General features: G+C 67.2%; 20 protein-coding genes. 10 read left to right on the forward strand and 10 right to left on the reverse strand.

Features of this window, described 5'->3' with window-relative positions:
• Positions 1–35: 35 nt before the first annotated feature.
• The 3 genes from XcodCFBP4690_RS13590 (at position 36) to XcodCFBP4690_RS13600 (ending at position 2,935) form a co-directional block, all read left to right on the forward strand.
• Positions 36–704: an arylesterase gene (locus XcodCFBP4690_RS13590; RefSeq protein WP_208622744.1), complete on the forward strand. Its 669-nt coding sequence runs from the start codon at positions 36–38 to the stop codon at positions 702–704.
• 88 nt (positions 705–792) lie between these two features.
• Positions 793–1,506 (forward strand): response regulator transcription factor, encoded by a 714-nt coding sequence (locus XcodCFBP4690_RS13595; protein WP_005408123.1) that lies wholly within the window; start codon positions 793–795, stop codon positions 1,504–1,506.
• Between the two features lie 157 nt (positions 1,507–1,663).
• Positions 1,664–2,935, forward strand: coding sequence for a sensor histidine kinase (locus XcodCFBP4690_RS13600; RefSeq protein WP_104541531.1), 1,272 nt, complete (start codon positions 1,664–1,666; stop codon positions 2,933–2,935).
• A gap of 368 nt (positions 2,936–3,303) precedes the next feature.
• On the opposite strand, the gene XcodCFBP4690_RS13605 is transcribed toward XcodCFBP4690_RS13600, so the two are convergent.
• Positions 3,304–3,999, reverse strand: coding sequence for an SGNH/GDSL hydrolase family protein (locus XcodCFBP4690_RS13605; protein WP_167394618.1), 696 nt, complete (start codon positions 3,997–3,999; stop codon positions 3,304–3,306).
• A gap of 182 nt (positions 4,000–4,181) precedes the next feature.
• Between XcodCFBP4690_RS13605 and XcodCFBP4690_RS13610 the strand changes: the two genes are divergently transcribed.
• The 7 genes from XcodCFBP4690_RS13610 (at position 4,182) to XcodCFBP4690_RS13640 (ending at position 9,292) form a co-directional block, all read left to right on the forward strand.
• Complete coding sequence (locus XcodCFBP4690_RS13610) at positions 4,182–4,562, forward strand: diacylglycerol kinase (RefSeq protein WP_104541533.1); 381 nt, start codon at positions 4,182–4,184, stop codon at positions 4,560–4,562.
• A 168-nt stretch (positions 4,563–4,730) separates the two neighbouring features.
• The gene (locus XcodCFBP4690_RS13615; RefSeq protein WP_104541621.1) at positions 4,731–5,357 is read left to right on the forward strand and encodes a LemA family protein; all 627 of its coding nucleotides are present in this window, start codon (positions 4,731–4,733) and stop codon (positions 5,355–5,357) included.
• Between the two features lie 195 nt (positions 5,358–5,552).
• Positions 5,553–6,449 (forward strand): TPM domain-containing protein, encoded by an 897-nt coding sequence (locus XcodCFBP4690_RS13620; protein ID WP_104541535.1) that lies wholly within the window; start codon positions 5,553–5,555, stop codon positions 6,447–6,449.
• The gene (locus XcodCFBP4690_RS13625) at positions 6,449–6,940 is read left to right on the forward strand and encodes a TPM domain-containing protein (RefSeq protein WP_104541537.1); all 492 of its coding nucleotides are present in this window, start codon (positions 6,449–6,451) and stop codon (positions 6,938–6,940) included. The genes XcodCFBP4690_RS13620 and XcodCFBP4690_RS13625 overlap by 1 nt, the downstream gene beginning before the upstream one ends.
• 53 nt (positions 6,941–6,993) lie before the next feature.
• The gene (gene lgt / locus XcodCFBP4690_RS13630; RefSeq protein WP_104541539.1) at positions 6,994–7,884 is read left to right on the forward strand and encodes a prolipoprotein diacylglyceryl transferase; all 891 of its coding nucleotides are present in this window, start codon (positions 6,994–6,996) and stop codon (positions 7,882–7,884) included.
• Entirely contained in the window at positions 7,881–8,675 is a 795-nt protein-coding gene (locus tag XcodCFBP4690_RS13635) for a thymidylate synthase (RefSeq protein WP_104541541.1), read from the forward strand. The genes lgt and XcodCFBP4690_RS13635 overlap by 4 nt, the downstream gene beginning before the upstream one ends.
• Positions 8,676–8,752: 77 nt before the next feature.
• A complete protein-coding gene (locus XcodCFBP4690_RS13640) occupies positions 8,753–9,292 on the forward strand; it encodes a dihydrofolate reductase (protein ID WP_244183661.1) in 540 nt (179 codons plus the stop codon).
• Between the two features lie 48 nt (positions 9,293–9,340).
• Here the strand turns inward: XcodCFBP4690_RS13640 and XcodCFBP4690_RS13645 are convergent, their stop codons facing one another.
• From XcodCFBP4690_RS13645 to XcodCFBP4690_RS13685, 9 genes are all read right to left on the reverse strand, one after another.
• Positions 9,341–10,345: a symmetrical bis(5'-nucleosyl)-tetraphosphatase gene (locus tag XcodCFBP4690_RS13645; protein WP_104541543.1), complete on the reverse strand. Its 1,005-nt coding sequence runs from the start codon at positions 10,343–10,345 to the stop codon at positions 9,341–9,343.
• Positions 10,346–10,373: 28 nt separating this feature from the next.
• Positions 10,374–10,757, reverse strand: coding sequence for a Co2+/Mg2+ efflux protein ApaG (gene apaG / locus XcodCFBP4690_RS13650; RefSeq protein WP_104541545.1), 384 nt, complete (start codon positions 10,755–10,757; stop codon positions 10,374–10,376).
• Positions 10,758–10,793: 36 nt separating this feature from the next.
• Positions 10,794–11,582, reverse strand: coding sequence for a 16S rRNA (adenine(1518)-N(6)/adenine(1519)-N(6))-dimethyltransferase RsmA (gene rsmA, locus XcodCFBP4690_RS13655; RefSeq protein ID WP_104541547.1), 789 nt, complete (start codon positions 11,580–11,582; stop codon positions 10,794–10,796).
• Between the two features lie 112 nt (positions 11,583–11,694).
• Positions 11,695–12,666 (reverse strand): 4-hydroxythreonine-4-phosphate dehydrogenase PdxA, encoded by a 972-nt coding sequence (gene pdxA, locus XcodCFBP4690_RS13660; RefSeq protein ID WP_104541549.1) that lies wholly within the window; start codon positions 12,664–12,666, stop codon positions 11,695–11,697.
• Positions 12,667–12,670: 4 nt separating this feature from the next.
• Positions 12,671–14,062: a peptidylprolyl isomerase gene (locus tag XcodCFBP4690_RS13665; protein ID WP_104541551.1), complete on the reverse strand. Its 1,392-nt coding sequence runs from the start codon at positions 14,060–14,062 to the stop codon at positions 12,671–12,673.
• A complete protein-coding gene (gene lptD, locus XcodCFBP4690_RS13670) occupies positions 14,059–16,482 on the reverse strand; it encodes an LPS-assembly protein LptD (RefSeq protein ID WP_104541553.1) in 2,424 nt (807 codons plus the stop codon). The genes XcodCFBP4690_RS13665 and lptD overlap by 4 nt, the downstream gene beginning before the upstream one ends.
• Positions 16,483–16,609: 127 nt before the next feature.
• The gene (locus XcodCFBP4690_RS13675) at positions 16,610–17,518 is read right to left on the reverse strand and encodes a histone deacetylase family protein (protein ID WP_104541555.1); all 909 of its coding nucleotides are present in this window, start codon (positions 17,516–17,518) and stop codon (positions 16,610–16,612) included.
• 38 nt (positions 17,519–17,556) lie between these two features.
• Positions 17,557–18,114, reverse strand: coding sequence for a cob(I)yrinic acid a,c-diamide adenosyltransferase (locus tag XcodCFBP4690_RS13680; protein ID WP_104541557.1), 558 nt, complete (start codon positions 18,112–18,114; stop codon positions 17,557–17,559).
• 4 nt (positions 18,115–18,118) lie between these two features.
• On the reverse strand, positions 18,119–18,697 hold the full coding sequence (locus tag XcodCFBP4690_RS13685) for a hypothetical protein (protein ID WP_104541559.1): 579 nt from the start codon (positions 18,695–18,697) through the stop codon (positions 18,119–18,121).
• Between the last annotated feature and the right edge of the window lie 166 nt (positions 18,698–18,863).

The following is an 18,863-nucleotide window of genomic DNA, read 5'->3' on the forward strand; positions in this document are numbered from 1 at the left end:
CGGTACGGGTGCTGGAGCGGGGGGCCAGACTGTCGATGAGGAATCTCCGAATGCGTGAAAGAGCACTGCGATATGGCGCGCTGGTCCTGTGGCTGCTGACACTCTCCCTGCTTGCGCCGGGGATTGCCTCTGCCAAAAGTCCGGCTACGGTCGCGCCGATCCTGGTGGTGGGCGACAGCCTGAGCGCTGCGCACAACATCCCGGTGCAGTCCGGTTGGGTGACCCTGCTGGACCAGCGCCTCAAGCGTGACATGGCGACGCCACCGGCCGTCGTCAATGCCAGCATCAGCGGCGAGACCACCTCCGGCGCGCTGACCCGGCTGCCCGGGCTGCTGCAGAAGCATGCACCGGGCGTGGTGGTGATCGAGCTGGGCGGCAACGATGCGCTGCGCGGGCTGACTCCGGCCCAGCTCAAGGGCAATCTGGAGAAGATGATCAAGCTCAGCCAGGCATCCGGTGCCAAGGTGCTGCTGCTGGGCATCGATGTACCTCCCAACTACGGCCCGGCCTACCGCGAGCGGCTGAAGGCGACCTATGCGGACCTGGCCAGGCAGTACGACACGGCCCTGGTGCCGTTCTTCCTGGAAAAGGTGGCCTTGCAGCCGGGCCTGATGCAGGCCGATGGCCTGCATCCGACTGCGGCCGCCCAGCCCAAGGTACTGGAGACGGTGTGGCCGGCACTGCGGCCACTGCTTGGGCGTTGATCGGATGAGATGAAACGTTATTCGGCCTTCACGTCGCTTGCACCGGCGATCCGGCATGTTTCACAAAGCTGAAGACCGAGGAAAGTCCATGCGTCAGACCAAGGAAACGTCCGGCCTCGTGCTGGTCGTCGAAGACAACCGCAATATCTCCGAAATGATCGGCGAGTACCTGGAAGGCCGTGGTTTCGAGGTCGACTATGCGCAGGACGGACTGGACGGCTACCGTCTGGCCGCCGAGAACAGCTACGACGTAGTCGTGCTGGACCTCATGCTGCCACGTCTGGACGGCATCGAAGTGTGTCGCCGCCTGCGCAACGACGCACGCAAGTCCACCCCGGTGTTGATGCTGACCGCCCGCGACACGCTGGACGACAAGCTCACCGGCCTGGGTTTCGGCGCCGACGACTACCTGACCAAGCCGTTCGCGATCCAGGAGCTGGAAGCGCGCCTGCGTGCCCTGATCCGCCGCGAGCGTCGCCAGGTGGGCTCGGAAGTGCTCAAGGTGGCCGATCTGGTGCTGGACCCGGTGAGCATGCGCGCCACCCGTGCCGGCACCGAGCTGCAGCTCTCGCCGATCGGCCTGCGCCTGCTGACCATCCTGATGCGCGAGTCGCCGCGGGTGGTGACCCGCCAGGAAATCGAGCGCGAGATCTGGGGCAATGGCCTGCCGGACTCGGACACCCTGCGCAGTCATCTGTACAACCTGCGCAAGATCATCGACAAGCCGTTCGATCGCCCGCTGCTGCACACCGTGCAGAGCGCCGGCTACCGCATCGCCGACATCGCCCAGCCGATGACCTGACCGGCCGTTGACCTGATGTTCCGGCCGGCCGCCGTCAGGTGGCCGGCCGCTCCTGCAGGCGCCCCCGCGCCGCTCGCTCTCCCGTGCTGCTGACCGGTTGCACGACGGAATCACGGAAGCGTTGCCTATACTCCGGCGCTCTCCCCTGGATGCAGCAATGCCACACGGGCTCCCGAGAAAAATACGTCTTGCCTTCCTGTTGCAGGTCGCGCTGGCGAGCCTGGCGATCGTGCTGGGCGGGTACCTGATCTCCTTCGTCATCAAGTACAGCCTGGTGCGCACCGTGCTCGCCGACGAGGCCGTGCATTTCTGGCAGATGCACAAGAGCGCGCCGGACAACCGGCCGCCGAACACGCGCAATATCCAGGGGTATTTCTCGCCGGCCGGAACCGCCGCCGATGCGGCGCCTGCTGCGCTGCGCCGCCTGTCGCCGGGCTTCAGCGAAGTTGCCGCCGCCGATGCCATGGTCTATGTGGACCAGCGTCCGGAAGGGCGCCTGTACCTGGTGTTCCCGCGCTCGCGCGCGGCGCACCTCACGCTGTGGTTCGGCGTGGTGCCGGCCATCATCGTGCTGCTGGGAATCTACGGCGTGTCGTGGTTCACCTACCGGGTGTCCAAACGCCTGGTGTCGCCGATCAGCTGGCTGGCACGGCGCGTGTCGCAGTGGGACCCGCGCAACCCGGATGTGGACGAACTGGCGCCTGAGCGCCTGCCGGCGGAGTTGCAGGGCGAAACCCGGCAGCTGGCGCTTGCGCTGCATGCGCTGGGGCAACGGGTCAGCGAGCATGTGGCACGCGAACGCAACTTCACCCGCGATGCCAGCCACGAGCTGCGCACGCCGCTGACGGTGATCCGCGTGGCCAGCGACATGGCCCTGGCCGACGACGATCTGCCGCAGCGGACCCAGCGCAGCCTGCGCCGGATCCAGCGCGCCGGCCGCGACATGGAAGCGGTGATCGACGCCTTCCTGATCCTGGCCCGCGAAGCGGAGATCGACCCGCAGAGCGAAACCTTCGACGTGGCCGAGTTGGCCAGCGAGGAGGTCGAGATCGCGCGCGAACTGCTGGGCGACAAGCCGGTGTCGCTGCACATGGTCGGCGACCGCCACCTGCAGATGTTCGCGCCGCCGCGGGTGATGCGGGTGGTGCTGAGCAACTTGCTGCGCAATGCCTGCGCCTATACCGACACCGGCAGCATCGAGGTGGAGGTCGCCCGCGACCGGATCGTGGTGCGCGATACCGGCATCGGCATGAGCGATGAAGCCCGCGCGCGGGCATTCGAGCCATTCTTCCGCGCCGACCCCACGCGCCCGCAGGGCACCGGGCTCGGGCTGTCGATCGTGCGCCGGCTGTGCGACCGCTTCGGCTGGCGCATCGAGCTGGAGAGCGAAGCGGGCGTGGGCACGTCGGTGGCGGTGGTGGTGGCCTGAGGCTGGCCGCTGCCGGCCGCTGCGGGCGCTCGTGGATCGCCTGGGTGTGGCAGGCACCGCTGCCGCATCAGAGCGCTGACTGGCCGACGTCGCGTGATGCGCTCCGGCGTGCGCGCGGATCGACCATGCGGATGGCATGCTGACGTGTCGCTGCGCGCAGATGCGACGGCACGGCTTTCGCCCAGGCCGCGTGAAACGTCTCGACGATCCTCACCCTGCAGCGGACAGCGAACCCTCCTGCGCGATTTCCGCAGTGACCGCTGCATTCGCAAGGCTGCAGATGGTCAGCCAGGCATGTCGCCGCCACCTGCGCAGCGTGGGCGACCCGGCAACGCCGCGCGGATCGGTCCACGTGGCGCGGCGGGTGATTACTCCAGCACCGGGGCCACGGCCTTGCGCCATAGCGCGTAACCGTCGGCGGTCATGTGCAGCCTGTCTTCGCGAAACAGCTGCGGACGCGGCTTGCCGCTGGCATCGAGCATCGGCGTGTAGACATCCACGTAATCCACCCGCGCAAAGCCCGCCAGTGCGTCCTTGATCAGGCGATTGGCGGCAATGACCGACGGTAGCAGCTGCGCGCGCGCCGGGCTGGGTTTGATCGACAGATAGCTGATGCGCGCGTCCGGCAAGTCGCGGCGGATACGCGTCACGAACGCCACCACATCATCGCGCACCTGCTCGGGCGTGCGCCCGCTGTTGAGATCGTTGTCGCCGGCATACAGCACCACCTGGCGCGGCGCATACGGAATCACGATGCGGTCGGCGTACCAGGTGCTGTCGCGTACCTGCGAGCCGCCAAAGCCACGGTTGATCACCGGCTTGCCTGGAAAGTCCTTGCCCAGCGTGTCCCAGAAGCGGATCGAGGAACTGCCGACGAACACGATGCCGTGCTTGGGTGGCGGCTGGCGCGCATCGCTGGCAGCGAAGCGCTGCATGTCTTGCTCCCAGGCCGCATCGGACACCTGCGCAGGGATCACGGGCGCAGTGCGCGGGGCTTCGGCGATGGCCTGGCTGGAGACCAGCACAAGTGCGCACAGCAGTGCGCGTAAGCGATGTGGGAGCATGAGAATCCTGCAACGATGGAGCGGGCCTGGCATGGTGCAGCAGTCTGCAAGCTGAGGGCAAACCGGACCGTGGCTGGCGATGCGCCGCGTCACGGTGCAAGATTCGCACTTTCCCCAGCAGCGACCACACCATGCGTTCTTCCTGTCCCCAGATCCGCCCGTGCGGCCGGACGTCCTGACGCATGGCCGATCAACTGGGACACGTGCCGCGCGGCCCGCGCCGCATGCTCAAGGCGGCGATCTGGTCGTGGCAGGGCCTGCGCGCGGCATGGCTGCACGAATCGTCGTTCCGGCTCGAAGTCTGCCTGGCGTCGGTGATGGCCCCGTTGGGCGCGTGGCTGGGACAGACGCCGCTGGAGCGCATCGCGTTGGTCGCCCCGTTGTTGATCGTGCTGGCGGCCGAACTGCTGAATTCCGCCATCGAAGCGGTGATCGAACGCTATGGCCCCGAGCATCACGTGCTGGCCGGTCGCGCCAAGGACATGGGCTCGGCGGCGGTGTTCCTGCTGTTGCTCAACGTGCTGCTGTGCTGGGGGCTGATCCTGTTGCCGCGGGTAGTCTGAGGCAACGCTTGCGTTGGGGCAGCGAGCGTGGGGCATGGCTTGATGTCGCTGCGCGCCAGCGAGCTGTTGCTTCGCTGCCGATCCAGCCGCTGTCAGGCGCCGGCGCGTGCATGCGGGCTTGACCTCGCGCGTGGCATGCTGCGGCTCTCTTTCAACGGAATCGCCTGCATGTCTGTCCTGATGCGCGCCCTGATGGTGCTGATCCTGGCCGTCGGCCTGTCCGGCTGCGGCTACAACACGATCCAGCAGAAGGAGGAGGGAGTGAAGGCGGGTTGGTCGGAAGTGCTCAACCAGTATCAGCGCCGCGCCGATCTGATTCCCAATCTGGTGCGCACCGTGCAGGGCTATGCGCAGCAGGAACGCCAGGTGCTGACCGAGGTGACCAACGCGCGTGCACGCGTCGGGCAGATCCAGGTCAATGCCGACGACGAAGCATCGCTCAAGCAGTTCCAGCAGGCGCAGGGCGAGCTGGGCAGTGCGTTGTCGCGCTTGCTGGTGGTCAGCGAGAACTACCCCCAGCTCAAGTCCGACCAGTCTTTCCGCGATCTGCAGGTGCAGCTGGAAGGCACCGAGAACCGCATCACCGTGGCGCGTGGTCGGTACATCCAGACCGTGCAGGACTACAACACCTACATTCGCTCGTTTCCGCAGGTGATCACCGCCAAGATCTTCGGCTACCAATCCAAGCCGAACTTCAGCGTGGAAAACGAAGCGCAGATCTCGCGCGCGCCGCAGGTGGACTTCGGCAATCAGCAGGCACCGCAGCAACAGCCTGCACCACAGCCTGCGCAGTAATCACAAGCCCCTCTCCCCTCGGGAGAGGGGTTGGGGGTGAGGGTACGGCGCCAAGCTGCTGTGTTTCCAACTGCACGTGGCTTCGCTCGCACCCTCATCCGCCCCTTCGGGGCACCTTCTCCCCATGAAGGGGGCAATGTCCCGGTGGAAGAAGGGAAAGACTGAGTGTCAATGCGCATCAGCTAGGAGTCGGCAATGCGGCCAACGTCTTTGAAAGTGGTGTGGATGCTGGTCTTGCTGCTGCTGCCGGCGTCGCTGCTGGCGCAGGAACTGGCGGCCATCCCGCCGCTGCGTTCGCCGGTGATCGATGTCACCGGCACCCTGGATGCGGCGCAGATCCAGCAGCTTGAGCAACAGGCACTGGCGCTGCAACAGCGCAAGGGTGCGCAGTTGCAGATCCTGATCGTGCCCAGCACGCAGCCGGAGACGATCGAGCAATACACCCTGCGCGTGTTCGACACCTGGAAGATCGGGCGCAAGGGCGTCGACGATGGCGTGCTGCTGCTGGTGGCCAAGGACGATCGCCGCGTGCGCATCCAGTCCGGTTACGGCCTGGAAGGTGCCATCCCCGATATCGTGGCCAATCGCGTGATCCAGGAATACCTGGCGCCGCGCTTCCGCGAAGGCGACTACGGCGGCGGTATCCGCGACGCCACGGCAACGCTGGCCGGCCTGATCGAGGGCGAGGCGCTGCCACCGCCGGTCAGCGGCCATGAGGGCGGAGCCGGTCAGGGCGCCGGCGGCGGTGGCTGGATCATGGCGCTGTTCATCGGCTTCGTGGTCGCGATGGTGGCGCGGGGCATCCTGGCCGCCTTGCCACGCCCGGTGCGCGCGTTATTGACCGCCGTTGCGGCCGGCGGCGCGGCGTTGCTGTTCACCTCCCTGCTGCTGGCCAGCGTCGGCGCGGCCGTGATCGGCTTGCTGGCCGGGCTGGCCTCGGCGTCGCCGGGGCGCTTCGTCGGCGGCGGTGGCTGGGGCGGCGGCGGTGGCTTTGGAGGATTCGGGGGCGGTGGCCGCGGTGGTTTCGGTGGCGGCGGCTGGGGCGGTGGTGGCGGATCGTCGGGAGGCGGTGGCGCCTCGGGGAGCTGGTAATGCGGTGGCTCAAGCATGTCTTCGCGCCCTCGGCGCAGCGCAGATTTCCAGCCTCCTGCATGGAGACGATCGCCGCGGCGGTTGCCGCCAGCGAGCGCAGCCACACAGGGCAGATCATGGTGGCGGTCGAGGCGGACTTGCCCCTTGGCGCGCTGTGGCGCCGTCACAGCGCGCGGCACAGCGCCGAACAGGCCTTCGCCCACCTGCGCACCTGGGATACGGAGGCCAACAACGGGGTGCTGATCTACCTGCTGCTCGCCGACCACGCCATCGAGGTGGTGGCCGACCGCGGCCTGCGCCGCCTGGTGCCGGATGCCCAGTGGGCGGAGGTGTGCCGGCGCATGCAGCAGTTCCTGCGCGAGGGGCAGTACGAGGTGGCGGTGCTAGCGGGCATCGAGGCGGTGACCGAGCTGCTGGTCGCGCACTTCCCGCGCAGCGCGGACGCGCCGTATGAAGACGAGCTGCCCAACCGGCCACAGCTTTTAGGCTGAGGGCGCCCGAGGTGTCAGAATAGCGGTCTCGCTCTACGTGATCCGCGCTCGGCATGATCTATCTGCACGCCATCGACCCCATCGCCTTCTCGCTTGGCCCGGTGCAGGTGCACTGGTATGGCTTGATGTACCTGGCGGCCTTTTTCTCGGCCTGGGCGCTGGGGCGCTCGCGCATCCTGCGCGGCCGCCTGCCTGGCGTGGACATGGACGGGTTCTCCGACCTGCTGTTCTACGGCATGCTCGGTGTGGTGCTGGGCGGGCGCATCGGCTACATGCTGTTCTATGCGTTCGATACCTTCCTGGCCAACCCGCTGATCCTGTTCAAGGTGTGGGAAGGCGGCATGAGTTTCCACGGTGGCCTGCTCGGGGTGCTGCTGGCCTGCTGGCTGTGGGCGCGCCGCCACCGGCTGCATTTCTTCGACGTGATGGATTTCGTCGCGCCGCTGGTCCCGCTGGGCCTTGGCTTCGGGAGGCTCGGCAATTTCGTCGGCGGCGAGCTGTGGGGCAAGTTCACCCAGGCCGGGTGGGGTGTGATCTTTCCGCATGCGCCGGAGCTGGCCAATATGGCGCCGGCACAGATTCAGGCGCAATACGCCGCCGGGGCGCTGGATCGGTTCGCGCGTCATCCGTCGCAGCTGTATGAAGCGGCGTTGGAAGGCGTGGTGATGTTCGTGGTGCTGTGGGCGTTTTCGATGAAGCCGCGTGCCCGCTACGCGGTGTCGGGCGTATTTGCATTGCTGTACGGCGTGTTCCGCTTCATCGTGGAATTCGTGCGGGTGCCGGATGCGCCGATCGGCTACCTGGCCTTCAACTGGCTGACCATGGGGCAGATTCTGAGCCTGCCGCTGATCGTGGTGGGGCTGGTACTGCTGGCGATGTCGCGCCGCGCCCCAGTGCTGCAGCCGGTGCTGCCGGCCGCCGTCACCGTGGAGGCGGTCAAGTGAAGCCGTACCTGGACCTGCTGCAGCATGTGCTGGAGCACGGCGCCGAGAAGTCCGACCGCACCGGCACCGGCACGCGCAGCGTGTTCGGCTGGCAGATGCGCTTCGACCTCAATGCCGGGTTTCCATTGGTCACCACCAAGAAACTGCACCTGCGCTCGATCATCCACGAGCTGCTGTGGTTCCTGCAGGGCGACACCAACATCGGCTATCTGAAGGACAACCAGGTCCGCATCTGGGACGAATGGGCCGACGACAACGGCGACCTCGGCCCGGTGTATGGCAAGCAGTGGCGTCGCTGGACCGGCCCGGACGGCGTGGAGATCGACCAGATGCAATGGCTGGTGGACGAGATCAAGCGCAACCCGGATTCGCGGCGGCTGGTGATCAGCGCCTGGAACGTGGGCGAGCTGCCGCAAATGGCGCTGATGCCGTGCCATAGCCTGTTCCAGTTCTATGTGGTCGACGGCAAGCTCAGCTGCCAGCTGTACCAGCGCAGCGGCGACATCTTCCTGGGTGTGCCGTTCAACATCGCCAGCTATGCGCTGCTGACGCACATGGTGGCGCAGGCTACCGGCCTGTGCGTGGGCGACTTCGTGCATACGCTGGGCGATGCGCACCTGTATGCGAACCACTTCGACCAGGCGCGCGAACAGCTGACGCGCGCCCCGCGCGCGTTGCCGACACTGCGCCTGAATCCGGAAGTGACCGACCTGTTTGCGTTCCGCTTCGAAGACATCGCCATCGAAGGCTATGACCCGCATCCGGCGATCAAGGCGCCGGTGGCGGTATGAGTAGGCGGGACCCGGGACCCGGGACCGGGGACCGGGAAACAGCAACTGCAGCACCAACGGCAACGTCGGAGATTTGCGTGGATCTGCTTCCCGGGTCCCCGGTCCCGGGTCCCCGGTCCCGGCCCTCCATCACCCTGATCGTCGCCTTCGACCGCAACAACGCCATCGGTCGCGACAACGACCTGCCGTGGAAGCTGCCGGACGATCTCAAGCGCTTCAAGGCGCTGACGCTGGGCAAGCCGATCCTGATGGGGCGCAAGACGGCGCAATCGCTGGGGCGTGCACTGCCGGGGCGTTTGAACCTGGTGCTGACGCGGTCGGGGCAGGTGCCCTTTGCCGGCATGCAGGCGGTGGCGTCGGTCGAGCAGGCGCTGGAGTGCGCCGAACAGGCGGGTGCGCAGGAGCTGTGCGTGATCGGTGGTGGCGAGATCTACCGGCTGACGATGGAACGCGCCGATCTGCTGGCGGTCACCGAGGTGGACACTGCGGTCGAACATGCCGATACGCACTTTCCGCCGATCGATCCGGCGCTGTGGGTTCCAGCGCATCGCCAGGCGCATGCGCCCGATGACCGCCATGCGTTTGCGTTTTCCTTTGTGGATTACCTGCGGCGCTGAGTCGGCACGGACGCAGCGCGCGATCGGCGCGCCAGGTTCAAATGAGGCTTACTCATGAACGCCGCCACCTTGCGGCTTGGCCGGCGCAGCATTGCCGTTGCCCGCATTTCCAGCAGTTCCAGCATTCCCCGCGTTGCCTCCTCCATTGCCGCGCCCACGGCCGCGCCCGCGTTGGCGGCCCTGGCCTTCGCGCGGACGCCGGGGGGCGTGCGCGGACGGCGCCGCCGGGGCGGTGACTTCACGTCCCGGCACCTGCACCACGCGCAGCTCGTCGGTGTCCAGCTGCAGCGCGGTGAGCTTGCCGCCCCAGACCGCACCGGTGTCGATGGCGTGCACGCCCTGGGTGATCGTCAGCCCCAATGCCGACCAGTGCCCGCAGACGATCTTCAGGTCGCGCTCGACCCGGCCCGGCACCTCGAACCACGGATACAGTCCCTGTGCCTGCGTGCCCGGCGTGCCCTTGTCTTCGGTGGCGATCCGCCCGCGCGGGGTGCAATAGCGCATGCGCGTGAACAGGTTGATGATGGCGCGGCTGCGCTCATAGCCGCTCAATCCCGGCGACCAGCCGGGCTGGTCGCCGTACATGTTGCGCAGCAGCTTGCGGTAGCCGCCGCCCTGCAGTTGCTGCTCGACCTCGCGCGCATGCTTCTCCGCCATCTGCGTGGTCCACTTCGGCGCCAGCCCGGCATGGATCATCATCCAGCCCAGGCTGCGGTCCACGTGCGCCAGCTTCTGCATGCGCAGCCAGTCCAGCAGCACGTCGCGGTCCTCGGCCAGCACGATGCGCTGCAGGTCCGGGTTGACCTTGCGCTGCTCCTCTTCCGAGCGTGCGCCGATCGCCAACAGCGACAGGTCATGATTGCCCAGCACCACCACGCTGTGCGCGCGCAGCGAATGCACCAGCCGCAGCGTTTCCAGCGACTGCCCGCCGCGGTTGACCAGGTCGCCGCAGAACCACAGCGTGTCCTGCGCCGGGTCGAAATTGATCTTCTCCAGCAATCGCTGGGTGATGTCGTAACACCCCTGCAGGTCGCCAATTGCCCAGACGCTCATCGCGTGCGCTCCATCAGTCCAGCAGTCATCAGTGCAGCGTCCTGGGCACGCTCAGCACAAAGGCGGCGATCGGGGCGGTGAATTCGGTGCCATCGTCGGCCACCATGTCGTAGTGGCCTTGCATCTGGCCCTGCTCGGTTTCCAGCAGCACGCCGGAGGTGTAATGAAACGCCTCGCCAGGGCGCAGCCAGGGCTGCTCGCCGACCACGCCTTCGCCATCGACCCGCTCGGTGCGGCCGTTGGCGTCGGTGATCTGCCAGTGGCGGGCGATCAGGCGCGCAGGCACGGCGCCCGCGTTGTGGATGCGGATGCTGTAGGCGAAGGCATAGCGGCCTTCTTCCGGGGTCGATTGCTGGGCGAGGAAGCGTGGCGACACCTCGACCTCGACCCGATAGCGTGGATCATCGTGCATGCGAAAATTCTAGATAAAACGCTGTGGGAGCGGCGCTCACGCCAGCTGGACATTGGCCAGCCGGATGAAATCGGCCACCTCGAGTTGTTCGGCGCGGGCATCCGGGCGCACCCCGGCAGCCTCGAAATGCGCCGGCTCGCACACCCCGGACAGGGCATTGCGCAAGGTCTTGCGGCGCTGACCGAAGCCGGCGCGCACCACGTCGGCGAAGCGGCGGTGGTCGGTGATCATCACCGTGGCCGGGTCGCGCGGCACCAGCCGCACCACTGCCGAGTCCACCTTCGGTGGCGGCCGGAACGCGCCCGGAGGCACCACGAACAGCGCGGTGACCTCGCAGTACGCCTGCAGCATCACGCTGAGCCGGCCATACACCTTGCTGCCCGGGCCGGCGGCCATGCGGTCGACCACTTCCTTTTGCAGCATGAAGTGCATGTCGGCCACCGCGCCGGCATGGTCCAGCGCATGGAACAGGATCGGCGAGGAGATGTTGTAGGGCAGGTTGCCGACCAGGCGGATCGGGCTGCCATTGGCCAGCTCGGTGAAGTCCACGCTGAGCACGTCGCGGTGGATGATGTTCAGCGCACCGATCGGCGCGGCGGTCTCGGTCAGCGGGGCGATCAGGTCGCGATCGAACTCGATCACGGTCAACGCGCCGTGCTTGCGCAGCAGCGGGAAGGTGATGGCGCCCTGGCCGGGGCCGATTTCGACCAGGTGCTGGCCGGCGCGCGGGTCCACCGCCTGGACGATCCGGTCGATGTAATACCGGTCGGCAAGAAAGTGCTGGCCGAGCGACTTCTTGGCCGGTGCGCTGAAGGAAGAATTCATCCACGCAGTTTAACGGAGCCGGCGGCCGCACGCGGTATCGGAGCCGGTTGCGCGGCGTGCAGCGACCGGCTAACCGGGCCACCGCTGTGGCCTCCCGCGCCGCGCGGGCAGCTCAGCCGCGCGCCGCCAGCCGCGCGCACAGCGCGGTCGCCGCCATCAGGCTGGACGGGTCGGCAATGCCGCGCCCGGCCAGTTCCAGCGCGGTGCCGTGGTCGACCGCCACGCGCGGGTAGGGCAGGCCCAAGGTGATGTTGACCGCCTGCTCGAAGCCGCTGTATTTGAGCACCGGCAGGCCCTGGTCGTGGTACATGGCCACCACCGCGTCGAAGCCGCTCAGTTTCTGCGGCAGGAAGGCGGTGTCCGCCGGCAACGGGCCGATCAGGTGCAGCCCTTCGCCGCGTAGCTGCTCCAGCAGCGGAATGATGACATCCAGTTCCTCGCGGCCCAGATGCCCGTCCTCGCCCGCATGCGGGTTGAGCCCGAGCACGGCGATGCGCGGCGCAGGCAGGCCGAAGTCGCGCCCGAGCGCAGCGTGGGTGATGCGCAGGCATTGCGCCAGCGCTGGGGCGGTGATCGCATCGGCCACCGCGCGCAGCGGCAGGTGGGTAGTGACCAGGGCGACGCGCACGATGTGATTGGCCAGCATCATCACCACGGGGCAGCCGGCCTGCTCGGCCAGTAGTTCGGTGGTGCCGGTATAGGCGATGCCGCCGGCATTGATGACCGCCTTGTGCACCGGGCCGGTCACGATGCCTTGCAGGCGGCCGGCCAGGCAGTCGCCGGCCGCGGTACGCAGGCCGGCGATCACCGCCGCGGCATTGGCCGGGTCCGGCGTGCCGAAGCGGGTCCGGGTGGCCTGGCGAATCGGCACCAGCGGCAGCTCGCCCGGTGCCCGCGCCGGCTGGTCGGGGTCGAGCAGCCGCACAGACAACGACAGCGCCCGTGCGGCGCTGTGCAAGGTATCCGGATCGGCATAGGCGATCAGGTGTGCGTCCGAGCGCGGCCGTTGGGCCAGCCGAACGCACAGCTCCGGCCCGATCCCGGCCGGCTCGCCTGGCACCAGCGCGAGCGACGGGACCCGCATGACCTCAGCGCGCCGGCTGTGCCGGCGGCGGGGTCGGTGCAGCCGGTTCTGCCGGCTTGGTCGGTTCGGCGGTGGCATTGCCGTCGGCACGATCGCCGGTGCGGTAGCTCACATAGGCTTCGCCGCGCAGTTCCTGCAGGTAGCGGTTGTATTCCTCTTCCAGCTTGCGGCGGCCGATCGTCTCGCGGATCTGGGCGCGCTGGTTCTCGGCACTGACGTCGGTCTGGCGGCTGCCGACGCGCTGCACGATATGCCAGCCAGCCTGGGTGCGGAATGGTTCGGAGACCCCGCCGTCGGCCAGGCTCTCGACCTGCTTGCCGAAATCCGGGCCGAAGGCGTCGGCCGGGAACCAGCCCAGATCACCACCCTGCCCACGGCTATTGGTGTCTTCGGACGCTTCCTTGGCGGTCGCCTGGAAGTCGGCGCCGCCGACGATGCGCGCGCGCAGCGTGTCGATCTTGGCCTTGGCCTGGGCTTCGGTCTGGTTGTCGCCGATGCGGATCAGGATGTGCCGGGCGTTGTACTCGGTGACCATCTTCTTTTCGCCGCCGGCATTGGCATCGCGCATTTCCACCAGCTTGAGCAACTGGAACCCGCTCGGGCCACGCAGCGGGCCGGCGACCTGCCCGGGTTGCATGTCGCGGATCAGCTGGGCGAAGGCATTGGGAATTTCGTCCAGGCTGCGCCAGCCCAGGTCGCCGCCTTCCAGTGCATTCGGGCTGTCCGAATAACGCACCGCCGCCGCGGAGAAATCCAGTTCGCCCTTGTCGATCAAGGCCTTGACGCCATCGACCTTCTTCTGGCCGGTCGCGATCTGATCGGCGGTCGCGCCTTCCGGCAGGCCAATCAGGATGTGCGCCAGGTGGTATTGACTCCCGGTGGTGGCCTGCTGGGCCAGCGCGCTGTCCACTTCGCCCTCGCTCACGCTGATGCGGCTCTGCGCAAAACTCTGGCGCAGGCGCTGCACGATGATTTCATCGCGCACCGAGGCGCGGAAATCGCCGTAGCCCATGCCGTCGGCGGCCAGCTTCTGGCGCAGGCCATCGACGCTGGTGCCGTTCTGCAGGGCAATGCTGGCGATGGCGCGGTTGAGTTCCTCGTCGCTGACGCGGATGCCGCTGCCCTCGGCGCGGCCGACCTGCAACTTGACCAGGACCAGGCGCTCGAGCACCTGGCGCTGCAGGACATCGTCCGGCGGCAGCTGGTTCTCGCGGCCGGCGTACTGCGACTTGACGTTGCGTACAGCGCGATCGAGTTCGCTCTGCAACACCACGTCTTCGTCCACGATGGCGGCGATCCGATCCAGCGGCTGGGATTGCTGCGCCGATGCCAGCGGCGAGACCGTGCTGGTGATCGCCAGCAACGAGGCAAGAACAACGGAGAAAGGCTTGGTCATGGAATCAGGTTCGGATCGTAATCGTCCGGATTGGTCGTGGTGTTGCTGGGCGGGACCAGGTACAGGTCGTCGCGGTAATAGCCGAGAATAGCACGGCGCAAAGTGCGGTCCGTGTTCTGGCCGAACGAGCTCAAGCCCTTCAGCACGAACTCGAACTGGATGGAGTTGTCCATGTCGCCATCGCGGTTGCGCACGAACCGGCGCACCAACGCGCGCACGGCCAGGCAGCAGCTGTCCCATTGCACGCCGCCGATGATTTCCAGCGGTTTGCGGTCCAGCAGCGAGTAGTAATACCGGCCGACCGCACTCCAGGTGGGGTTGATCGGATACAGGAACGAAAAATCCGCCTGCTTGAGCTGGTCGCTATCGTCGATCAGGTTGCGGCGATAGCGATAGGCCAGATTGACGATGCCGTCGTTGCCCAGCAGGTAGCGCGTGCGCAGGCTGGCCAGATCTTCCTTGCGCGAGTTCGGGTTCCACTGGTAGGTGGCGCCCATCGACCAACGGTCGTTGATCATGTAGTTGGCATCGGCCACCCAGGCCGACTTGCCCTGCTCGATGGGTTGTTCGCTATTGGCGGTGGAGCTGTTGATGGTGACCAGCGAGTCGTTGAAATACAGGATCTGGCCTGCGCTCAGCGACAGTTTTTCGCGTCCATCCTCCTGGCGCAGCCAGCGCGAGGTGACCGCCAGGGTCAGCTGGTTGGCATCGTTCTGGCGGTCGGCACCGGTATAGCGGCTGTCACGGAACAACTGCCCGTAGCTGAAGGTGAACGGGCGCGTGTCGAAGACCGGCAGGTCGTCCTGGTCGCGGTACGGCACGTACAGGTAGTACATGCGCGGTTCCAGCGTGTTGAGATAGTTGGTGCCGAACAGCGAGGTTTCGCGATCGAAATACAGGCCGGCATCCAGCGAGGCGATCGGCAGGCTGCGCGAGGGCGTACGGCCGCCGGTGAGCGGAGGTGTCGTGGCCACGGTGGAGTCCAGCTGATAGGCGGTATAGCGCCAGGCGACCGTGGGCGTCAGGAACCAGGCCGCGCCCGACAACGGCATCGAGATGTAGGGTTTGACGTCCAGCCGCGATCCGCTGCCGTAGTCCTGGTTGCGGATGTTGGTGCGGACGTATTCGTCGCCGTTGTTGTCGTTATTGCCGTTGGTGTTCGGGACGAAGTTCACCTGGTACGAATCGTCATGCGTAAACCGCACCGCCTCGGCATAGACACCGGCTTCGAAAATGCCGAACGGCTTTTCCCAGGTGAAATACGCACGCGGCTGACGGTTGTAGGGCAGGGCTCGCTCGTCCAGGGTGTAGTCGGTCAGCTGCCAGCGGTCGGCCATCAGGCCGGCTGTCCAGGTTTCGCCGGTGCCGTAGATACCGATGGTGCTCTGCAGACTGGACGCCGAGCCCATGCCGTTCACGCGGCTGGTGAAATCTTCCACATAGCGGGTGTCGCTGACCCAGGAGATGCTGCTGCGCGCCTGCCAGTGGGTATTGACGTTGTGATAGCCACTGTAGAAAACGCTGCCGCGGTCCTTGTCGCGCAATTTGTCGCTGGGCAGGTAATTGCCGGTGATCTCACCGCGGCCGCCTTCGTACAGATACCGGAATTCGGTGCCGAACATGAAACCGCGCTTGCTCATGTAGCGCGGCAGCAGGGTGGCGTCGTAGTTCGGGGCAAGATTGAGGTAGATCGGCTGCAGGTAATCGAAGCCGTTACGCCCGGACAGGCCGAATTGCGGAAACAGCAGGCCGGTCTGGCGACGGTCGTCGATCGGGAACTTGAACCACGGGAAGTACAGCACCGGCACCTTGCCGATCTGCAACACGGCATTGCGCGCGGTGCCGAAGCCTTCCTCGTTGTCGACGTCGATCTCCGGCGCACGCACGCGCCAGATCGGCTGCGACGGGTCGCAGGTGGTATAGGTCGAACGGTGCATCTGGCCGACCTGGCCCTGCAGGTCCACCGACTCGGCGCCGCCGTTGCCGCGCCGGTCCACCAGCTGGTACTGGATGTTGGTGACCTTGTGACTGTCGGTATCCTGGTTGCCTTCGGCACGGTCGGCAACCATGCGGAAGGAGGTGTCCTGGTAGCGGACATTGCCTTCGGCGATGTAGTTGCCGGTTTCGGTGTCCATGCGCAGGTTGTCCGCGCCCAGGAACTGATCGCCGCGCCTGAGCGCCACATTGCCCTGGTATTGCGGGGTGGTGCTGGTGCCGGACAGTTGGTCGCCTTCGATGTCGGTCGGCAGCTGCTGGCGCATCTCGGCCGCCTTGGGGTCGGCGGCGGGAGCGCCGTCGAAGCCTGGTAGCGGGTCCACGGCCGGGCACAATCCCCAGTTCAACGGCTTGTCGGCAGCCATGGCCGGGAGGCAGATGGCGATGCTCAAGGGCAGGGGCAGCAGACGGAGAGCTCGGCGCACGCGTGGTTCAACCAATAAAATGGCCGCTAGCTTGCCGCATACCCCGCATAGGGGCAATGAAGAGGGCCCGCGTGGAGCGGGCGAGGTTCATCGCCGGCAGCGGTGCGGCCGGGGGCGCTCGTGGCGGTCAGCGCAGTGCGGCGACGTGGGCTACGCTGCTCTCGCGCAGGGCCTGCAGGTCGTAGCCGCCTTCCAGCATGGACACCACCCGCCCGCGCGCATGCCGCTCGGCCAGGGCGCGCAGGGCGGCGGTCAGCCAGCCGAAATCGTCGTCGTCCAGCAGCAGGTCGGCCAGTGGGTCGCGCAGATGGGCGTCGAAGCCGGCCGAGATCAGGATCAGTTGCGGACGAAACGCATCGATCAACGGCAGCATCTCGTCTTCCCAGACATTGCGGAAGCGCAATCCGTCGCTGCCCGGCGGCAGCAGCAGATTGTGGATATTGCCGACGCCGCGCTCGTGGACGCTGCCCGAATGCGGATACAGCCCGGACTGGTGGGTGCTGAGGTACTGCACGGCCGGGTCGCGTTCGAAGATCGCCTGGGTGCCATTGCCGTGGTGCACGTCGAAATCGACGATGGTGATGCGCTCAAGCCCGTGCCGGTCGCGGGCGTGGGCGGCCGCCACGGCGATGTTGTTGAACAGGCAAAAGCCCATCGACACCTGCGCGGTGGCGTGGTGGCCCGGCGGGCGGACCGCACAGAAGGCGGTGCGGCTGAGGCCCTGCATCACCGCATCCACCGCCGCGATGCCGGCACCGGCTGCGCGCAGGGCGGCCGCACGCGAGGCCGGCACCATGCGGGTGTCCACGTCCAGCTGGCGGTAGCCTTCGAAGGCGGTTTCCAGCACGGCATCGACCTGTTCGCGCTCGTGCACGCGGCACAGGTCGCCCAGCTTGGCCAGCGGCGCCTCGCGCCAGTCCAGGTCCGGGAAGGCGGCGCGCAAGGCGTCGACCACCGCCTCCAGGCGGGCAGGACTCTCGGGGTGCTCAGGGCCGGCGTCGTGGCCGAGACAGGCGGGGTGGGTAAAGACCAGCATGGGGCAACTCTAGCCTCTCCGCAGCGCCAGGCACATGCTCAAGCGCGGCGGCGGTCGTGCCGCCACAGCACTTCCTGCTGGCCATCGACCCGGGCCAGTACCCGCGCCAGCACGAACAGCAGGTCGGACAGGCGATTGAGGTAGCCGATCGCCTCGCCGCGCACCGTTTCCTGGCGCGACAGGGCGACGGTTTCGCGCTCGGCCCGGCGCACGATGGTGCGGGCCAGGTGGCAGCGTGCGGCCGCCTCGCCCCCGGCCGGCAGGATGAATTCCTGCAGCGGCGGCAGGCTGTCGTTGAAATGATCCAGCTGCTCTTCCAGGGCCTGGATGTCCTGCGCGGCGATCGCCGCATGCCCGGGGATGCACAACTCGCCGCCCAGATCGAACAACTGGTGCTGCACGGTAGTCAGCAGCTCGGCGATCGGAGTCGGGACCCCGGGCGCGGCCAGCAGCACCCCAATGGCCGAATTGGCTTCGTCCACGGTGCCGTAGGCATTGACCCGCAAGGCGTCCTTGCCGGTACGGCTGCCATCGCCGAGCCCGGTGCTGCCATCGTCGCCGGTACGTGTATAGATACGAGAAAGCCGGTTGCCCATGACGTCAGCCGGCGTGGGTCTGGCGCGCTGGGGCGACCAGGCGCTCGGCAACGACCTGGACGAGCGCTGCCGCAGCCACGTACAGCGCCGCGCTGCGCAGGTAGGGCCCCAGCCAGTCGGTATAGTTCTTGAACCAGCCGGCCACGGTGGGCTCGCTGACGCTGGCGCTGATCCAGTAGAAGCTGCCCTGGGCGATCAGCTGGCACAAGGCCACGGCGACCAGCAGGGTGGCAACCAGCCAGGCCAACGCGCTCCACTGCGCACCGTGGTAATGCCGACGTAGCCAGACGCCGCCGGCCCACAGCGCGAAATACGCCGGGATCAGGCACCAGTACGCCGGCGACACGCAGTAGTGCTGCCAGAAGCTCATGCCCTGGCCGGTGATCACCAGCCAGTCCACCGCCACCGCCAGCCCCATCAAGAGCGGGAATGCCAACCGGGTGCGTGCCGCCAGATGGAATCCGCCGATGAAGAACACCGCCCACGACGCATCCGGCACCGGGGCGAAGTGATTGATCCGGGTGGCCGCCATCAGCACGGCCAGCAGGCTCAGGATCCAGGTGTCGTGGGAGCGAGGCGTCATGTGCGAGAAAGGCCGGGTTGCAGATCGGGGAGTGTAGCGTGTAAGCCGGCGTGCCCGCGCCGCGGCCTGAGCGGCGCCGGGCTGGGCGGTGCGAGGGGTGATGCCTGCGTCAGCTACGCGCGCTGGCAGACGCGGCAAGATGTCCCATGCAGCGGCGCCACCGGGC

Source organism: Xanthomonas codiaei (assembly GCF_002939785.1).
In the GTDB taxonomy this organism is placed as follows: Bacteria; Pseudomonadota; Gammaproteobacteria; order Xanthomonadales; family Xanthomonadaceae; genus Xanthomonas; species Xanthomonas codiaei.

Bases quoted from the DNA above. Each gene is read 5' to 3' on its own strand.
- XcodCFBP4690_RS13610 (WP_104541533.1), top strand. From the start codon at position 4,182: ATGGCCGATCAACTGGGACACGTGCCGCGCGGCCCGCGCCGCATGCTC.
- pdxA (WP_104541549.1), bottom strand. From the start codon at position 12,666: ATGCGGGTCCCGTCGCTCGCGCTGGTGCCAGGCGAGCCGGCCGGGATC.
- XcodCFBP4690_RS13615 (WP_104541621.1), top strand. From the start codon at position 4,731: ATGTCTGTCCTGATGCGCGCCCTGATGGTGCTGATCCTGGCCGTCGGC.
- XcodCFBP4690_RS13685 (WP_104541559.1), bottom strand. From the start codon at position 18,697: ATGACGCCTCGCTCCCACGACACCTGGATCCTGAGCCTGCTGGCCGTG.
- apaG (WP_104541545.1), bottom strand. From the start codon at position 10,757: ATGCACGATGATCCACGCTATCGGGTCGAGGTCGAGGTGTCGCCACGC.
- XcodCFBP4690_RS13665 (WP_104541551.1), bottom strand. From the start codon at position 14,062: ATGACCAAGCCTTTCTCCGTTGTTCTTGCCTCGTTGCTGGCGATCACC.
- XcodCFBP4690_RS13645 (WP_104541543.1), bottom strand. From the start codon at position 10,345: ATGAGCGTCTGGGCAATTGGCGACCTGCAGGGGTGTTACGACATCACC.
- XcodCFBP4690_RS13600 (WP_104541531.1), top strand. From the start codon at position 1,664: ATGCCACACGGGCTCCCGAGAAAAATACGTCTTGCCTTCCTGTTGCAG.
- lgt (WP_104541539.1), top strand. From the start codon at position 6,994: ATGATCTATCTGCACGCCATCGACCCCATCGCCTTCTCGCTTGGCCCG.
- XcodCFBP4690_RS13675 (WP_104541555.1), bottom strand. From the start codon at position 17,518: ATGCTGGTCTTTACCCACCCCGCCTGTCTCGGCCACGACGCCGGCCCT.
- XcodCFBP4690_RS13605 (WP_167394618.1), bottom strand. From the start codon at position 3,999: ATGCTCCCACATCGCTTACGCGCACTGCTGTGCGCACTTGTGCTGGTC.
- XcodCFBP4690_RS13590 (WP_208622744.1), top strand. From the start codon at position 36: ATGAGGAATCTCCGAATGCGTGAAAGAGCACTGCGATATGGCGCGCTG.
- XcodCFBP4690_RS13620 (WP_104541535.1), top strand. From the start codon at position 5,553: ATGCGGCCAACGTCTTTGAAAGTGGTGTGGATGCTGGTCTTGCTGCTG.
- XcodCFBP4690_RS13625 (WP_104541537.1), top strand. From the start codon at position 6,449: ATGCGGTGGCTCAAGCATGTCTTCGCGCCCTCGGCGCAGCGCAGATTT.
- XcodCFBP4690_RS13680 (WP_104541557.1), bottom strand. From the start codon at position 18,114: ATGGGCAACCGGCTTTCTCGTATCTATACACGTACCGGCGACGATGGC.
- XcodCFBP4690_RS13595 (WP_005408123.1), top strand. From the start codon at position 793: ATGCGTCAGACCAAGGAAACGTCCGGCCTCGTGCTGGTCGTCGAAGAC.
- rsmA (WP_104541547.1), bottom strand. From the start codon at position 11,582: ATGAATTCTTCCTTCAGCGCACCGGCCAAGAAGTCGCTCGGCCAGCAC.